General features: G+C 65.0%; 13 protein-coding genes and 1 other RNA gene. 6 read left to right on the forward strand and 8 right to left on the reverse strand.

Annotation, left to right across the window (positions count from 1 at the left end):
• Nucleotides 1-110: 110 nt before the first annotated feature.
• The 3 genes from DEM26_RS02100 to rnpB all read right to left on the reverse strand — a co-directional run bounded on the left by DEM26_RS02100 (nucleotide 111) and on the right by rnpB (nucleotide 1895).
• A complete protein-coding gene (locus DEM26_RS02100) occupies nucleotides 111-821 on the reverse strand; it encodes a tellurite resistance TerB family protein (RefSeq protein ID WP_088719534.1) in 711 nt (236 codons plus the stop codon).
• 80 nt (nucleotides 822-901) lie between these two features.
• Nucleotides 902-1285, reverse strand: a complete 384-nt coding sequence (locus DEM26_RS02105; protein WP_075773951.1) for a DUF302 domain-containing protein — start codon at nucleotides 1283-1285, stop codon at nucleotides 902-904.
• A 195-nt stretch (nucleotides 1286-1480) separates the two neighbouring features.
• An RNA gene (gene rnpB / locus DEM26_RS02110) (RNase P RNA component class A) lies at nucleotides 1481-1895 on the reverse strand.
• Nucleotides 1896-2092: 197 nt separating this feature from the next.
• Here rnpB and DEM26_RS02115 point away from each other — a divergent pair.
• A complete protein-coding gene (locus tag DEM26_RS02115) occupies nucleotides 2093-2527 on the forward strand; it encodes a DsrE family protein (RefSeq protein ID WP_075773950.1) in 435 nt (144 codons plus the stop codon).
• Between the two features lie 175 nt (nucleotides 2528-2702).
• A complete protein-coding gene (locus DEM26_RS02120; RefSeq protein WP_088719533.1) occupies nucleotides 2703-3722 on the forward strand; it encodes a hypothetical protein in 1020 nt (339 codons plus the stop codon).
• A 49-nt stretch (nucleotides 3723-3771) separates the two neighbouring features.
• On the opposite strand, the gene DEM26_RS02125 is transcribed toward DEM26_RS02120, so the two are convergent.
• From DEM26_RS02125 to DEM26_RS02145, 5 genes are all read right to left on the reverse strand, one after another.
• A complete protein-coding gene (locus tag DEM26_RS02125) occupies nucleotides 3772-4290 on the reverse strand; it encodes an SPOR domain-containing protein (RefSeq protein WP_146194422.1) in 519 nt (172 codons plus the stop codon).
• A gap of 426 nt (nucleotides 4291-4716) precedes the next feature.
• Nucleotides 4717-5349 carry a uracil phosphoribosyltransferase gene (upp, locus tag DEM26_RS02130; RefSeq protein WP_075773947.1) on the reverse strand — a complete coding sequence of 211 codons (633 nt, stop codon included), beginning with the start codon at nucleotides 5347-5349 and terminating at the stop codon, nucleotides 4717-4719.
• Between the two features lie 11 nt (nucleotides 5350-5360).
• The gene (locus DEM26_RS02135; RefSeq protein ID WP_109171595.1) at nucleotides 5361-6578 is read right to left on the reverse strand and encodes a phosphopentomutase; all 1218 of its coding nucleotides are present in this window, start codon (nucleotides 6576-6578) and stop codon (nucleotides 5361-5363) included.
• On the reverse strand, nucleotides 6575-7897 hold the full coding sequence (locus tag DEM26_RS02140) for a thymidine phosphorylase (protein ID WP_075773945.1): 1323 nt from the start codon (nucleotides 7895-7897) through the stop codon (nucleotides 6575-6577). Before DEM26_RS02140 ends, DEM26_RS02135 begins: the two co-directional genes overlap by 4 nt.
• On the reverse strand, nucleotides 7897-8289 hold the full coding sequence (locus DEM26_RS02145; protein WP_075773944.1) for a cytidine deaminase: 393 nt from the start codon (nucleotides 8287-8289) through the stop codon (nucleotides 7897-7899). The genes DEM26_RS02140 and DEM26_RS02145 overlap by 1 nt, the downstream gene beginning before the upstream one ends.
• A gap of 242 nt (nucleotides 8290-8531) precedes the next feature.
• Between DEM26_RS02145 and DEM26_RS02150 the strand changes: the two genes are divergently transcribed.
• The 4 genes from DEM26_RS02150 (at nucleotide 8532) to DEM26_RS02165 (ending at nucleotide 16059) form a co-directional block, all read left to right on the forward strand.
• A complete protein-coding gene (locus DEM26_RS02150; protein ID WP_075773943.1) occupies nucleotides 8532-10808 on the forward strand; it encodes an NADP-dependent malic enzyme in 2277 nt (758 codons plus the stop codon).
• A 206-nt stretch (nucleotides 10809-11014) separates the two neighbouring features.
• Nucleotides 11015-12907 carry a propionyl-CoA synthetase gene (locus DEM26_RS02155; protein ID WP_088725434.1) on the forward strand — a complete coding sequence of 631 codons (1893 nt, stop codon included), beginning with the start codon at nucleotides 11015-11017 and terminating at the stop codon, nucleotides 12905-12907.
• Nucleotides 12908-13238: 331 nt separating this feature from the next.
• Nucleotides 13239-14612, forward strand: coding sequence for an ATP-binding response regulator (locus DEM26_RS02160; RefSeq protein ID WP_158275070.1), 1374 nt, complete (start codon nucleotides 13239-13241; stop codon nucleotides 14610-14612).
• Nucleotides 14599-16059, forward strand: coding sequence for a sigma-54-dependent transcriptional regulator (locus DEM26_RS02165; protein ID WP_109171597.1), 1461 nt, complete (start codon nucleotides 14599-14601; stop codon nucleotides 16057-16059). The genes DEM26_RS02160 and DEM26_RS02165 overlap by 14 nt, the downstream gene beginning before the upstream one ends.
• Nucleotide 16060: the final 1 nt, after the last annotated feature.

Here is a 16060-nt window from a genome sequence, read left to right on the forward strand (position 1 = left end):
TCCTTGAAGCCCGCCTTTTAGCGATGCGCGATGCGGAGTCAACCGGCAAACCGGGCCGCAAGCTGAAAATTCTTCGCCCGCGCCCCATAAAGCCGGAAGGCTCTCTCCGCTCAGATCAGCGGCTTGCCCATCGTCTCGTGGATCTGGGCGACTTTCTCCGTCTCGAGGCCCAGCGCGGCAGCCAGATTCGCCAGATATTGCTTCTCCGCCTCGGTATCGACTGTGATCGGAAGAAGCGCTGCGGAATAGACCTGCGACTTCATGTGATCCGAGGTGGCATTGGCCAGAGCGGTGATGTCGATCGGGCCGTCGAGTTCGGCCTTCACGAAGGCGATTTCCTCATCGGAGGCATCGGACAGATGGTCGAGAATGGTCTGCCGCTCTTTGTCGTCGATCTCGCCATCGGCTTTCGCGGCCTGAATCATTGCGCGGATCATCAGCTTGGCCTGATCTTCCATCATCGCGTTGACCGGCGTGCCGGAGGTCACGGCGCCGAGCATTTCCGAGATATTGCCCGCGCCCGTCTTCGCAGCGCCGGTCATGGCGCCGATCAGCGCGCCCAGTCCCGCCTCGGTCGCAGCCGTCGCGGAGGCCGCCTGAGAGCCGAACTGGCCGAACAGACCGCGCACGGTCTCCTTGCCGCCGGGCATGCCCATCTTCTCGGCCCACTCGCCCATCTGGTCACCCATACCGCCGGGTTCGCCCGCCTTGCCGAGCGCGTCCTTCATGCCGTCGAGACCGCCCATCTTGTTGAAACGCTCCACGCCCTTGGCAGCGGCGAAGCCCACCGCGAGCGTGGCCAATGTCTTCACGAAGCTCATATCATTCCCCCGAAATTCGGTTTCCTGTTGCGACAGCTTCGCGCGCGTCGGCGCGCTTGGCTAGAAAAAACTCGTGCGGCCTACAGTTTGGCGATCACGTCGGCGAGCATCTGGCGCACCTGGCTGGCGACTTCCACGAGATCGTCGTTCTCGACCGCCAGCATCGAAGCCACCGGGTCGACCGCGCTGACCTCGATCCCGTTTTCGACCTCGCGCAGGACCACGTTGCAGGGCAGCATCGCCCCGATCCGCGGCGCGAAGCCGATCGCCTCGTAGGCCAACTTCGGGTTGCAGGCACCGAGGATTTTGTAGCGCGGCATGTCCTTGTCGAGCTTGGCCTTCATCGTGGCCGAGACGTTGATCTCGGTCAGCACGCCGAAGCCCGCATCAGCCAATCCCTCGCGCACTTTCGCCTCGACCTCGTCGAATGCCCCGGTCATCACCTTGTCGATCGTATAGCCCATGGCAATCTCTCTCCCCTGTTCGTCTCAGCTTTGTTTGCTTTTGCTTCGAGCGTGGTTAATTCGGTCCGAAACGCAAGTCACGATCATGGCGAGGCCTGTGCTTCAACGCGCGCTCGCTGTGCCGCAATGGCGGAAACCCGTGCGGGTGGGAGCTTGTTCCATGCCCGCGTTTTCTGGCGATACTGGAAGCGGAATTTGCGCGGACGGCCTGTAAGCCGGATTTTGTCCCGAGGGCTCGCGCCCCCGTGGATGACCATTCCTCTCGCCCTGCGATTGCTCGCAGGGTCCAGCCGCCAACCCGGATCGCTCGGGGCGAAGCTCCCCTGCCATCACCGCAAGCGGCGCAGCACACGATCCCTATTCGGCGTTGCTCCCGGTGGGGCTTGCCGTGCCGGTCCTGTTGCCAGTCCCGCGGTGGGCTCTTACCCCACCGTTTCACCCTGACCCCGGCCGAAACCGGGGCGGTCTGTTTTCTGTGGCGCTTTCCGTCGAGTTTCCCCGCCCGGGCGTTACCCGGCACCGTTGCTTCATGGAGTCCGGACTTTCCTCGGGCACCCGGCTGCCCGCATTGCGCGGGGCTACGGGCGCTCGCGGCCATCCAGCCATCCGCGCAAGGCAGCAGATAGACATTCGCACTCATGCGGTCAATCGCCCGGATGGGCGCACCGCGCGCGTCCGTAGCCGGGCCGAGAGCGCCAGCCATCCATCACGAGGACGTGAAATTTGCGGAGCGATCCGTGCAATCGCTTGCTTTTCGACCCCGGCACGTCGAGGCTGAGCTTCCATTGAAGTGAAAGGGAGATCACGATGGACAAGGGAGGACTGCGCCTCGGGCTCGCGCTCGCGGCGATGGTTTGGGCGTTGCCCGCGATGGCGAACGAGAAGATCGCGATTCAGGTCAACAGCGCCGACCCACAAGTGATGAACATGGCGCTCAACAACGCGCTCAACATGATCCAATACTACAAGGACCAGGGCGAAGACGTGCAGATCGAGCTGGTCACCTACGGGCCCGGTCTCAACATGCTGCGCGCCGATACCTCGCCGGTGAAAGCCCGGATCGAGGAAATGGCGATGCTGGGCCAGCCGATCCATTTCCGCGCCTGCGCCAACACGCTCGCCGGTATGACGAAGAAGCTCGGCAAGGAGCCTCCGATGGTCGAAGAGGCGGAGATCGTCCCGTCCGGCGCGGCCTACCTCGTCGATCTGCAGCGCGACGGTTACGCCTATCTGCGCCCCTGACGGACGAGAGCGCGGGCAGCACCACGCATCCCGCGCACTCCACTCTGAATTGCGCCCCAGATCGCCCCGCTCGGCCTTCCGTGCGGGGCGGCTTACGTTGCAGACAGGGCTGTTTGATTGACCCCCCGGCAGGATCGGCTATCCTCTTGACAAACAAGAGCAGTAACGGGCCCGCATGACCGCCCTTTCCGAATATGAGCGCCTCGAGGCGATCGGCATATGGCGTCCCGATGCGGACGCACAACGCCGCGAGGTGATCCTCTCGCTGGGCGACGCGACGCTTGTGCTGTCGGAGGTGCGCTCCGGCACGGCACTCGCACATTGGTCGCTGCCCGCGATGCACCGGCGCAATCCCGGCAAGCGCCCCGCGATCTTCGCCCCATCCGAGGAGCCGGGCGAAGAGCTCGAGGTCGAAGACGAAACGATGATCGCCGCGATCGAGAAGGTTCACGCGATGATCGCCGCACAGCGCCCGCATCCGGGGCGGCTGCGCGGCGTGCTCATCGGGGCGGTTCTGCTGGCAGTCGGCGCGGTGGCGCTGTTCTGGCTACCCTCGGCGCTGGTCGATCATGCCGCGCGCGTCGCACCCCAGGCAAAACGCGTCGAGATCGGGCGTAAGCTGCTGTCGGAGATGGTAAAGATGACGGGCGCTGCCTGTCACAGCCCCGGCGGCGATCGCGCGCTCTCGGCCCTCGCCGAGCGACTGCCCGGACAATCGGCGATCGCGGTCCTGCCGCAGGCGCTCGAAGGGGCGCGGCTGTTGCCCGGCGGGATGACCGTGGTCGGTCGCGACACGATCAACGGGCCGGACACGCCCGAGGTCGTCGCGGGCTACATCATCGCCGCGCAGAACAGCGCCGCCGGAGAACGCCCGCTGCACCGGATGCTCGACCGTCTCGGGCCCGCGGCGGCGCTGCGGCTGCTGACGACGGGCGACCTTCCCGAGAGCGGACTGGCCGAATATGCGCAGGACCTGTTGCAGCGTCCGCCTGCTCGCGCCGATGGCGACACGCTTCTGCGCGCCTTCCGCGAGGCCGGGGTCAGCGCGACGCCCTACGCCTACGCGCTCGATCCGACCGGAGAGTCCGTGCTGGGCCTGATCGAGGCCGATCCGTTCAAGGGCCAGCCCGCGCCGAAGCCGGTTCTCGAAGATGCGCAATGGGTGGCCCTGCAGGATATCTGCTCAGCGCAATGAAAAACGGCCCCGAAGGGCCGCTCGATCTTGCTTCGGTCGTCATACTTCCTCACCGCACGAGCGCATCGGGAAAGCCCGCTCGACGCGCCGAGGCCAGCGCTGAGTTCAGCTTCGCGGTATCGTAGAACGGCCCGGCATAGACCACAGTCAGCTCCTGCGTCTTGGACGTCGCGACCGGCAGGCCCAGCGCCTGCAGACGCTTCGTCGCGGTCGCAACATTCGCGACATTGGCGAAGCTGCCGACCTGCACATATTGCTTGCCGTTCGAGCTGACCGGCGCGACCGATTTGTTCGACACAGTGACGGTCGGCACCACCACGATCCGGGTTTTCGGCACCGGCGGGTGAGAGCTTTCGACATAGACCTGATCGGGCGTCGCGGTGGGCCGTAGCTGCATCGGCGTCTCCTCGGTCCAGCGCGCCCGCATCTGTTCGTTGCCCTGGACGGTGCGTGGACCGCGATAGGGGTTGAGGCGCCCGTCCTCGAAGGCATTCGTCCAGCCGTTCTCCGGCTGGGGCGCGCGGGTTACGATCGGCGCGAGCCCACCGACGCTCACCCTGTGCGACACGCGCGCTGCCGCGCGGCGCGGGCGGGGACGCAGGGGTCGGCGAATAGGGAGCGCGCGTTGCCACCTTAGCCCGGGTGGCAGGTTTCGCGGTTGCAGGCTTCGCCGCCAGCGTCATCGTAGGCTTATAGCCGCAGACGATGCCGCGGTCGCTATTCATTCGTGGCACCCAGCGCACGGCGCCACCATAGTCGGCGCGCACGAAGACGCAGCCCTCGCTGTCGACATATTGCGGCTCGGTATAGCTTGCCGGGGGCATCTCGGCGGGCGCATATTGCTGCGCCCGCAATTCCGATGCGAAGCCTCCCAGCCCCAGCGTGAGAATTGCGGCCAGACCGACCGCTGCTCCTGCGTTCAATCGCATATACAACCCCTAAACTATCTAGGGGGAGGATAGCCGGGTTTTCCTTTGAGTAAAGGACGTTGCCCTTACTTCGTCCCGAACATCCGGTCGCCCGCGTCGCCCAGACCCGGCACGATATAGGCGTGCTCGTTGAGCTTCTCGTCGAGCGCGGCGGTCACGATCGGCACGTCCGGGTGCGCCTCTTTCATGCGCGCGACGCCCTCGGGGGCGGCCAGCAGGCACATGAAGCGGATGTTCTTCGCGCCCTTTTCCTTGATCAGGTCGATCGCCGCGACCGAGGAGTTGCCGGTGGCCAGCATCGGGTCGACCACGATGGTCAGACGATCTTCGAGCTCGCTCGGCAGCTTGCAGTAATACTCGACCGGCTTCAGCGTCTCGGGGTCACGGTAGAGACCGACGAACCCCACGCGCGCCGCCGGCACCAGTTCCAGCACCCCATCCAGCAGACCGTTGCCCGCCCGCAGGATCGAGACCAGCGCGAGCTTCTTGCCCGCGAGGATCGGCGCGTCCATTTCCTGAAGCGGCGTCTCGATGTTCTTCGAGGTCAGTTCCAACTCCGACGTGATCTCGTAGGCCAGCAGCAGGCTGATCTCGCGCAGCAGACGGCGGAAGGACGCGGTCGAGGTGTCCTTCTCGCGCATCAAGGTCAGTTTGTGCTGCACCAGCGGATGTTTGACGACGGTCAGATGGTCACTCATGGTCTTGTCCCTCACAGAAAGCTTTTGCCCGGCCCTTGCGCCGGAATGTTCAGATGCGTGGCGAGCGAGGCCGCTAGGTCGACATAGCCCACATTCCCCACGCTGCGCGACCCGATACCCGGGCCCGCGCCCAGAACAGGCACGCGTTCGCGGGTGTGATCGGTGCCGCGCCAACTTGGATCATTGCCGTGATCGGCGGTGAAGATCGCCAGATCGCCCGGTTGCAGGCGGTCGAGAAATTGCTCCGCCACCGTGTCGAACCATTCCAGCGCGCGGGCATAACCCGAGATGTCGCGGCGATGGCCGTAGAGGCTGTCGAACTCGACGAAATTGGCGAAGGTGAGCGAGCCCTCCTCAGCCTCACCCGTCAGCCGGATCAGGTGATCGGCCAGATCGGCATCGCCCTTGCCCTTGTGCAGATGGGTGATGCCGCGATGCGAGAAGATATCCCCGATCTTGCCGATCGCATGTGTCACGCGGCCCGCATCATAGGCCCAGTCCAGCAGCGTCGGAGACGGTGCCGGGATCGCGTAATCGCGGCGGTTCGGCGTGCGGGTGAACTCGCCATTCTCGCCGATGAACGGCCGCGCAATCACACGCCCCACCTTCATCGCATGCAGCGTCGGCGCGAGCCCCTCGCAGAGCTTCAGAAGGCGATCGAGGCCGAAATGCTCTTCATGGGCTGCAATCTGGAACACACTATCGGCAGAGGTGTAACAGATCGGCCAGCCGGTACGGATATGCTCGTCGCCCAGTTCCTCGATGATGTTCGTGCCCGAGGCGTGGCAATTGCCCAGGATGCCGTCGGTACCCGCGATCTCGCAGGCTTTCGCGACGAGATCCGGCGGGAAGCTGTTAACCTTGTCCGGGAAGTAATGCCATTCCCACGGCACCGGCACACCAGCCAGTTCCCAATGGCCCGAGGGCGTGTCCTTGCCGGGAGAGACCTCGGTGGCCGCGCCCCAGAGCCCGACAGGTTCAGCCATCAGCCCCGGCGCAGCCTCGCCCGAGGCGAGCTTCACCGCAGCGCCCAGCCCCAGACCGGCCAAAGTCGGCATCTTCAGCGGCCCCGAGCGGCCTTCCTCTGACCGTCCTTCGGCGCAGGCCTGCGCGATATGGCCCACGGTATTCGCGCCCGTATCCGGCGCGCCGTCGTTGAAGAAACGATCCGCATCGGGCGCGCCGCCGATCCCGACGCTGTCCATGACGATCAGAAAGGCGCGGCTCATTGAACATCCTCCGGGCCGATACGTTCGTGGATCAGGGGCGGCTCTTCGGGGGCCTCGTCGCTCAGCTCGATCGCAGCCAGAAGGGCCGCTTCGGCGGCATCGGCGTCGCGATCATTCGCGGCATGGATCGTCACCAGCGGTTCGCCCGATGTCACGTCGTCGCCCAGCGAGACGATCTCCCACAGCCCGACCGAGGGATTGATCCTGTCGGTGCCGACCAGACGCCCGCCGCCCAGATGCACCACCGCTTCGCCCACCGCGCGAGTGTCGATGCGGCTGACGAAGCCTGCGCGCGGCGCCTCCACGGCGCGGATCACCGGGGCGGAGGGCAGTCGGTCGGGGAAACGTTCGACGAAATCGCTCGGGCCACCCAACGCGGCGACCATCTTGCCGAACACCTCGACCGCGCGCCCGTTGCTGAGCACCTCGTCGATCCGCGCCGTGCCGTCGACCGCGTCCTTGGCCAACCCCGCGAGAACCAACGCCTCGCCGCCCAGAGCCGCGGTCACGTCCCAAAGCGCCTCGTTCACACCGGTGCCGGTCAGCGTCTCCATCACCTCGATCACTTCCAGCGCATTGCCCGCCGAATGGCCGAGCGGCTGGTCCATGTCGGTGATCAGCGCCGTGGTCTTGCAGCCCGCACCGTTCGCGGTGGCGACGAGGCTCTGCGCAAGCGCCTTCGCATCCTCGGGCCGCGCCATGAACGCGCCCGAGCCGACCTTAACGTCGAGGATCAGCCCTTCCAGCCCGGCGGCCAGCTTCTTCGACAGGATCGACGCGGTTATCAGGTCGATGCTCTCGACCGTGCCCGAGATGTCGCGGATCCCGTAGAGGCGCTTGTCGGCCGGGGCGATCTCGCCCGTGGCGCCGACGATCGCGCAACCGACTTCGCCCACCACCTTGCGCAAAGCGCCGATGCCGGGCGTCGCGTCATAGCCGGGGATCGCTTCCATCTTGTCGAGCGTGCCGCCGGTATGGCCCAAGCCCCGCCCCGAGATCATCGGCACGTAGCAGCCACAGGCCGCCAGCGCGGGCGCAAGCAGCAGCGAGACGGAATCCCCTACCCCGCCAGTCGAGTGTTTGTCGATGACAGGGCCGGGCATATCCCAGCGCAGCACCTCGCCGGAATCGCGCATCGCCTGTGTCAGCGCCACACGACCGTCGGTGCCGATACCTTTCAGCAGGACGGCCATCGCGAAGGCCCCCGCCTGCGCATCGGAGACCGAGCCGTCGGCCAGACCGCGCGCGAACCATTGGGCTTGATCTGCGCTCAAGCTTTTGCCGTCGCGCACCGATTGGATAATGCTGCGGGCATCCATCAGGTGTTTTCCATATGGCTCATATCGAAGCGACCGGGCAGCAGATCGCCCACCGTCGTATCGAGTCGCTCGCCCTCGGTCGTGGCCAGCGTCACCGGCGTGTCGTGACGCGCGAATTCCGCCAGCTTCTGACGGCAGCCGCCACAGGGCGGGACCGGCGTCGGGCTGTCGGCAATCACGGCGACCTCGGTGATCTCGGTCTCGCCCGCGGCCACCATCGCGGCGATCGCGCCGGCCTCGGCACAGGTGCCTTCGGGATAGGCCACGTTCTCGACATTCACGCCGCTATAAATGGTGCCGGACGCCCCGCGCACCGCCGCACCGACCTTGAATTTCGAATAGGGCGCATAGGCGTTTTCGCGCACCTGACGGGCAGAATCGAGCAGCGACATCGGCGGTCTCCGGTCCGTGGCCGGAGCGTAAAATTTGTCCAGCCGGTTGAGTTCTCCCGATCCTGCGCCGCACCTGCTCCGGATGCAAGCGCTCACCTCGCGCCACCCGTCCGCCTCGCGCGGAGTTCATGCCGCAACGTAATTCGCAGGGGTTGCAATCACTCCCTTCGTGCTATCTAGAACGACGGGAGAATCGCGCGCGAAAAATTAGTTTAGCGCTAAACCAGTTCGGGGAGGATCTCATGGAAGAGGCGCGTCAGGACACCCTGCGTCAGTCGGCACTGGAATATCACGCCAAGCCGAAACCCGGAAAACTGGAAATTCGTGCGACGAAGCCGCTCGCGAACGGCCGCGATCTGGCCCGCGCCTATTCGCCCGGCGTGGCCGAGGCGAGCCTCGCCATCAAGGAAGATCCCGACACCGCGCATGACTACACCGCGCGGGGCAACCTGGTGGCTGTCGTCACCAACGGCTCGGCGGTGCTGGGTCTGGGCAATATCGGCCCGCTCGCCGCGAAACCGGTGATGGAAGGCAAAGCGGTTCTGTTCAAGAAATTCGCCAATATCGACGCGTTCGACATCGAGGTGAACCAGAACGACCCCGAGAAGCTGGCCGAGATCGTCTGCGCGCTCGAGCCCTCTTTCGGCGCGATCAACCTTGAAGACATCAAGGCGCCCGACTGCTTCATCGTGGAGAAAATCTGCCGCGAGAAGATGAACATCCCGGTCTTCCACGACGACCAGCACGGCACCGCGATCGTTGTGGGGGCAGCCGCGACCAACGCGCTGCGCATCGCGAAGAAGAACTTCGAGGACATCAAGATCGTCTCGACCGGCGGCGGGGCGGCGGGCATCGCCTGTCTCAACATGCTGCTGAAGCTGGGCGTGAAGCGCGAGAACGTCTGGCTCTGCGATATCGAAGGGCTGGTCTACAAGGGCCGCGAAGCCGACATGACGCCGCAGAAGGCCGAATTCGCGCAGGACAGCGATCTGCGCACGCTCGACGAGGTGATCGAAGGCGCGGACATGTTCCTCGGCCTTTCCGGTCCCGGCGTGCTGAAGCCCGAAATGGTGCAGAAGATGGCCAAGCAGCCGATCATCTTCGCGCTGGCGAACCCGAACCCGGAAATCCTGCCCGATCTCGCCCGCGAGGTCGCCCCCGACGCGCTCATCGCGACCGGGCGCAGCGATTTCCCGAACCAGGTCAACAACGTGCTGTGCTTCCCGTTCATCTTCCGGGGCGCGCTGGATGTGGGCGCGACGACGATCAACGACGAGATGCAGATCGCCTGCGTCGAAGGAATCGCCAAACTCGCGCGGCAGACCACCTCCGCCGAAGCCGCCGCCGCCTATCGCGGAGAGAAACTCACCTTCGGCGTGGACTACCTGATCCCCAAGCCGTTCGACCCCCGGCTGATCGGCATCGTCGCGTCCGCTGTGGCGAGAGCCGCGATGGAGACCGGCGTGGCGACCCGCCCGCTGGAAGATCTCGATGCCTACAAGGTCCAGCTCGACAGTTCGGTATTCAAATCGGCCCTGCTGATGCGGCCTGTCTTCGACGCCGCTGCGACCGTGAGCCGCCGTATCGTTTTCGCCGAGGGCGAGGACGAGCGAGTGCTGCGCGCCGCCAACGCGATGATCGAGGAAACCACCGACACGCCGATCCTGATCGGTCGTCCCGACGTGATCGAGATGCGCTGCGAACGGGCCGGCCTGCCGCTCGATCTCGGCGCGGTCGAGATCGTGAACCCGGAGAACGACCCGCGTTACCGCGACTATTGGGGCACCTATCACGAGCTGATGGCCCGCCGCGGTGTCACGCCCGACCTCGCGCGTGCGATCATGCGCACAAACTCCACCGCGATTGCCGGCGTTATGGTCCATCGCGAGGAAGCGGATTCGCTGATCTGCGGCACATTCGGGCAGTATCTGTGGCACCTGAAATACGTGCGCGAAATCCTTGCCCGCGACGGGCTCCATCCTCAGGGCGCGCTGAGCCTGATGATCCTGGAGGACGGCCCGCTTTTCGTGGCCGACACCCACGTCCATCACGCGCCGACGCCGGAGCAGATCATGGAAACGGTCTGCGGCGCGGCGCGGCACGTCTCGCGCTTCGGGCTGAAGCCGAAGATCGCGCTGTGTTCGCATAGCCAGTTCGGCAATCTCGACAGCGACTCGGGCGAGCGGATGCGCGCCGCGATGAATCTGCTGATCCAGCGCGAGGTGAATTTCGACTTCGAAGGCGAAATGCATGTCGACGCGGCGCTCGACCCCGACACCCGCGCCCGCCTGATGCCGAATTCGCGCTTCGAGGGGGCGGCCAACGTGCTGGTCTTCGCCAATACCGATGCGGCGTCGGGCGTGCGCAACATCCTCAAGATGAAAGCGGGCGGTCTGGAAGTCGGGCCGATCCTGATGGGGATGGGCAACAAGGCGCATATCGTCACGCCCTCGATCACCTCGCGCGGCCTCCTGAACATGTCGGCCATCGCAGGCACGCCGGTGGCGCATTACAGCTGAGTCGCACTCGCCAGCGAAATTTGCAAACCCCCACGAGGGTGCAAATAACCTGAAAACTCGCCCGCAGTTTGCAAAAGTTTGCGGGCGATTTGTCCCGGTTTCTGCAAATTTTTTGGCAGGGCAACCGATTGTGCGCGGTAACATTCTTGCGTCAGCCGTTTCCGCTCCGTAACACATCTCCAAATTCCTGAGGAGGAGATGTTCGCATGGGCTACAAAGAGGTCTATTCCGCCTGGCAGGCCGATCCCGAGAAATTCTGGATGGACGCCGCCGAGAAGATCGACTGGGACGAGAAGCCCTCGAAGGCCCTGTTTGACGGGAACGCGCCGCTCTACGAGTGGTTCTCGGACGGGATGGTCAATACCTGCTGGAACGCGGTCGACCGCCATGTCGAGGAAGGACGTGGCGATCAGATCGCGATCATGCATGAAAGCCCGATCACCCACTCGACCAAGGGCATCACCTACAAGGAACTGCAGACCCGCGTTGCCTCGCTGGCGGGCGCGCTGAAGATGCGCGGCGTCGAGAAGGGCGATCGCGTCATCATCTACATGCCGATGATCCCCGAGGCGCTGGAGGCGATGCTCGCCTGCGCCCGGATCGGCGCGGTCCATTCGGTCGTGTTCGGCGGCTTCGCGGCGCATGAACTCGCGGTGCGGATCGACGACTGCACCCCCAAGGCGATCATTGCGGCCAGCTGCGGTCTCGAGCCGGGTCGCACAGTGCATTACAAGCCGCTTCTCGACGAGGCGATCGAGCAGGCCGAGCACAAGCCGGAATTCTGCGTCGTCTTCCAGCGCGAACAGGAAGTGGCGAAGCTGATCGAGGGGCGCGACTTCTCGTGGCACGGTTTCCAATATGGCGTGAAGCCCGCGGACTGCGTGCCGGTCGAAGGCAACCACCCGGCCTATATCCTCTACACTTCGGGCACGACCGGACAGCCGAAGGGCGTCGTGCGCCATACCGGCGGCCATCTCGTCGCGCTGCAGTGGTCGATGAAGAACATCTACAATATCGAGGCGGGCGACCGTTTCTGGGCGGCGTCCGATGTCGGCTGGGTCGTGGGTCACTCCTACATCTGCTACGGCCCGCTGATCGCGGGCGCCACCACGGTGGTGTTCGAAGGCAAGCCGATCGGTACGCCGCATCCGGGCGTATTCTGGCGGATTATTCAGAACAACCGCATCAAGAGCTTCTTCACCGCCCCCACGGCGCTGCGTGCGATCAAGCGCGAAGACCCGAATGGCGAGTGGATCAAGCGCTATGCGCTGCACGACCTGCAGGCACTCTACCTCGCAGGCGAACGGGCCGATCCCGCGACCGTCGAATGGGCGCAGAAACATCTTGGCGTGCCGGTGGTCGATCACTGGTGGCAGACCGAGACCGGCTGGGCCATCGCCGCAAACCCGATCGGGATCGAGGAACTGCCGACCAAGGTGGGCAGCCCCTCGGTGCCGATGCCGGGCTATGACATTCAGGTGCTCGACGAGGGCGGCCACCCGGTCGAGGCGGGCCAGCTCGGCGCCATCGCGATCAAGCTGCCGCTGCCTCCGGGCACGCTGCCGACGCTGTGGAATGCCGAGGCACGCTTCAAGAAGGCGTATCTCGAACAGTTCCCCGGCTATTACGAGACGGGCGACGCGGGCTATGTCGACGAAGATGGCTATCTCTACATCATGGCGCGCACCGATGACGTGATCAACGTCGCCGGTCACCGCCTCTCGACCGGCGCGATGGAGGAGGTTCTCGCAGGGCATCCCGACGTCGCCGAATGCGCCGTGATCGGCGTGGCGGACGAGCTTAAGGGGCAGACGCCGCTGGGCTTCCTGTGCCTCAGTTCTGGCTGCAACCGCCCGCATGAAGAGATCGTCAAGGAATGCGTGAGCCGCGTGCGCGAACAGATAGGTCCGGTCGCGGCCTTCAAGCTCGCCACTGTGGTGGATCGGCTGCCAAAGACCCGCTCTGGCAAGATCCTTCGCGCGACGATGGTGAAGATCGCGGACGGGCAGGAGTGGAAAATGCCTGCCACCATCGACGATCCGGCGATCCTCGACGAGATAACCGAGGCGCTCAAGGGGCTCGGTTATCCCCGAAAGTAAGGCAAGCTTATAATAAGCGTCGCTGATTGTGAGAGACGCGAATAGGCACCACTTTAGAAGTTTACGCGAAAGTTAAGAAGCCGCATCCACAATGGGTGCGGCTTTACGTTATTGTTTATGCTATCAAAGATTGATTTGAGAACCGCACCCCGGAATCATCCATCGAGGGGTTATTTTGATGAACCGAGAGCTACCAGACCCCGCTGACCAAGCCCCTCTCGCGACATCGCGATGCGATCGGGGGCCTCTATGGCAGCACGATCTGCGCGCCGCGCTTGCCGATGTGATGTGCGGATTGGACGCGGCGCTCGCCGATCCCGGCGGGCGAGGCATGCATGGGCAACTCCAACGCGCACGCGAAGCGGCGAACGATCTCGCTCAGCTGATCGATCTGGACGACGCGGTGGCGGGTGCGCCCGTGGTCCAGAGCGATGACGCAGCCGATCGGGGCACCCCCTCCGAGACACCGCCCTTGGTCATCGCCGATGCGCTTGAACGTGTGCGCCGTCGCTGGACCAGCGCGGCCTCCGGTCGCGGCATGGCGCTCGCAGTTCATATGTCCCCCGATATTCCGCCGGTGCTGGCGATCGACCGCGTGCCGCTCACCCGCATCTTCGCCAACCTGATGCGCAACGCACTGTGCTATGCGCAGCGAGGCACGATCCATCTGTCGCTTGACTTCGACCAAGCCGAGGGGCTTTTGCTGACCGTGCGGGACGAGGGGGATGGCTTTCCCGCCGAACGCCTCAGCGATCCGGCATGCGCGGGGCAACGCAGCGAGACCGCGACGTTCCGCAGTCCAGAAGGGCAAGGCCTGGGGCTCGCGATCTGCCACGCGCTGGTGGCGGAGGCCGGCGGCCGGATCGAACTCGCCAACGCACCGGAAGGCGGCGCCGAAATTCGCGTGTCGCTTCCCGCCCGTCCCGTCGATATCGGCTCCACGATGCCAGACGCTCCGCTGCCCGATCTCAGCGGATGGAACGTGCTCGTCGCGGACGACAGCGAGACGAGCCGCGCCTTGCTCGAACAGTTCCTGAGCGCGTTGGGCGCGCAAGTGACAGGGTTGAGCAACGGCGGCACCGCCGCTGTCCAGTTATTGACCGAACGGTTCGATCTCGCGGTGCTGGACATCGAGATGCCGGGTCTCCGCGGCACCGAGGTGATTGCGGCTATTCGCCGCTCCGGGCTGCCTTGGGCGGACCTTCCGATCATTCAGTGTAGCGGCCATCGCGGAGCTCAGATGGGTGGGGCCGATGCCTGCCTCCTCAAGCCGATGCTGGGTCTGCAGCCGATCCTGCGCGCTCTGGAAGACGCCGGCTGCACGACGACGGTGCCGCGGGTGACCACACCGCCGCGCGGTCTGCTCGCGCACCTGCGCCTGACCGAGAAGGCGCTGCCGGAAGGGCTCGGGCGCGAGTTGATCGCCGATCTCGAGACGGTACGTCACGGACTCTCGCTCGCGTTGCCCCCTTTCGACCTCTGCGCCCTGCAATTACTTAGTCATAAGCTCAGTGCCGTGGCTGGAGCCGCCGGTGACACCCCCCTGTCGCGGCAAGCACGGGCGCTTGACAGCGCTACCCGTCATGGGACTTATGAAGATATTCAAACCCTTGGCCGTGTCGCCCTCATTTTCATCGACCGGCTGATCGCCACCACTCGAAATAATTTGAACACGAAGACTGATTTACAGCATGAGACCCAGTGACTCCGATACGAAGACCCCGGACAGCGAGACGCACGGAGGGACGGACGACCAGCCTTACGCGTCAAGCCGACGCGCGCGGGACGGCGAAGACGCAGAAGCCGATCATTTCCTTCTGATCGAAGATGTCGGATCGCTGCGCGCGATCTACGACGCTTATCTGCGCAATGCCGGCTTCGTCACCCATCTCGCGGCAAGCGCTGAGGAGGGGATGCGCATCTTCCGCGAGAACCCGATCCGCATGGTTCTGCTCGATCTGATGCTGCCCGACCGTGATGGTGATGAGTTGATCGCGGAGATGCTGGCCCTGCGCCCCTACACGGCGATTATCGCGGTCACCGCCGACCGGTCGATCGATCGCGCGGTGCGAGCGATGCAGGAGGGCGCGATCGACTTTCTCGTCAAACCGATCGACGAACCGCGCTTCCGAAGCGCCATCGAGAGCGCGCGCACCCTGTCGCTGCGAGCGGATGCCAACGATGCGAACGCGGTCGAAGGGACGGTCGGGGAGTTCATCGGCAGCGCGCCGAAGATGCGCGCGCTCTATGCCCGGACGCGCGCCGCCGCCCGCTCGACGGCGCCGGTCTATATCTGGGGCGAGAGCGGCACCGGCAAGGAACTCTGCGCCCATGCGGTTCACAGCACGAGCCCCCGCGCCGACGGCCCCTTCGTCGCGCTTGATTGCGGCGCCCTGCCCGCGGAACGGATCGACAGCGAGCTGTTCGGTCACAGCCGCGGCGCCTTCCCCGGCGCCTTGGAAGACAAACCCGGTGCGCTCCATGACGCAGATGGAGGCACTCTGTTGCTCGACAATATCGGCGAGCTCGCCCCCACCGCGCAGATCAAGCTGCTGCGGTTTTTGCAAAGCGGTCAGATCAAACCGCTCGGTACCAGCCAGGCGATTGACGTCAACGTGCGTATCGTCTGCGCCGCCACCAGTTCGCCGACGGCACTGCTGCAAAGCGGCGCGATCCGCGAAGACCTCTATTACCGGCTGGTGGTGCTCGCGATTGAGATGCCGCCGCTGAGGATGCACCGGCAGGATATCGGCCCTCTGGCGCGGATGGCGCTGGAGCGGTTCGCCTCCGAGGAAGATCGCTGCTTCAGCGAGATCGAGCCCGAAGCGATCGCCCGTCTTGAAGACCGCCCCTGGCCCGGCAACGTGCGCGAACTCATGAACGTGATCCGCGCGACGATCGTCATGCATGAGGGGCCCGTGCTGCGCGCCCATATGCTTCCGGAGTTCGACCCGACGATGGGCGCCGCCGCCGCGCCTGCCGCGCAAGCCGCCGATCCCTTCGCGAACCGAACCCTGGCAGAGATCGAGCGCGCCGCGATCGAAGCCGCGATAGACCGCCATGACGGATCTATCCCGCGGGCGGCGCTGGAACTGGGGGTCGCGCCCTCTACGATCTATCGAAAGCGCGATGCGTGGCTGTCGAAGGACTGAG

Source organism: Thioclava sp. NG1 (assembly GCF_003122275.1).
GTDB lineage: Bacteria > Pseudomonadota > Alphaproteobacteria > Rhodobacterales > Rhodobacteraceae > Thioclava > Thioclava nitratireducens.

Bases quoted from the DNA above. Each gene is read 5' to 3' on its own strand.
- DEM26_RS02100 (WP_088719534.1), bottom strand. From the start codon at position 821: ATGAGCTTCGTGAAGACATTGGCCACGCTCGCGGTGGGCTTCGCCGCT.
- DEM26_RS02105 (WP_075773951.1), bottom strand. From the start codon at position 1,285: ATGGGCTATACGATCGACAAGGTGATGACCGGGGCATTCGACGAGGTC.
- DEM26_RS02115 (WP_075773950.1), top strand. From the start codon at position 2,093: ATGGACAAGGGAGGACTGCGCCTCGGGCTCGCGCTCGCGGCGATGGTT.
- DEM26_RS02120 (WP_088719533.1), top strand. From the start codon at position 2,703: ATGACCGCCCTTTCCGAATATGAGCGCCTCGAGGCGATCGGCATATGG.
- upp (WP_075773947.1), bottom strand. From the start codon at position 5,349: ATGAGTGACCATCTGACCGTCGTCAAACATCCGCTGGTGCAGCACAAA.
- DEM26_RS02135 (WP_109171595.1), bottom strand. From the start codon at position 6,578: ATGAGCCGCGCCTTTCTGATCGTCATGGACAGCGTCGGGATCGGCGGC.
- DEM26_RS02140 (WP_075773945.1), bottom strand. From the start codon at position 7,897: ATGGATGCCCGCAGCATTATCCAATCGGTGCGCGACGGCAAAAGCTTG.
- DEM26_RS02145 (WP_075773944.1), bottom strand. From the start codon at position 8,289: ATGTCGCTGCTCGATTCTGCCCGTCAGGTGCGCGAAAACGCCTATGCG.
- DEM26_RS02150 (WP_075773943.1), top strand. From the start codon at position 8,532: ATGGAAGAGGCGCGTCAGGACACCCTGCGTCAGTCGGCACTGGAATAT.
- DEM26_RS02155 (WP_088725434.1), top strand. From the start codon at position 11,015: ATGGGCTACAAAGAGGTCTATTCCGCCTGGCAGGCCGATCCCGAGAAA.
- DEM26_RS02160 (WP_158275070.1), top strand. From the start codon at position 13,239: ATGCATGGGCAACTCCAACGCGCACGCGAAGCGGCGAACGATCTCGCT.
- DEM26_RS02165 (WP_109171597.1), top strand. From the start codon at position 14,599: ATGAGACCCAGTGACTCCGATACGAAGACCCCGGACAGCGAGACGCAC.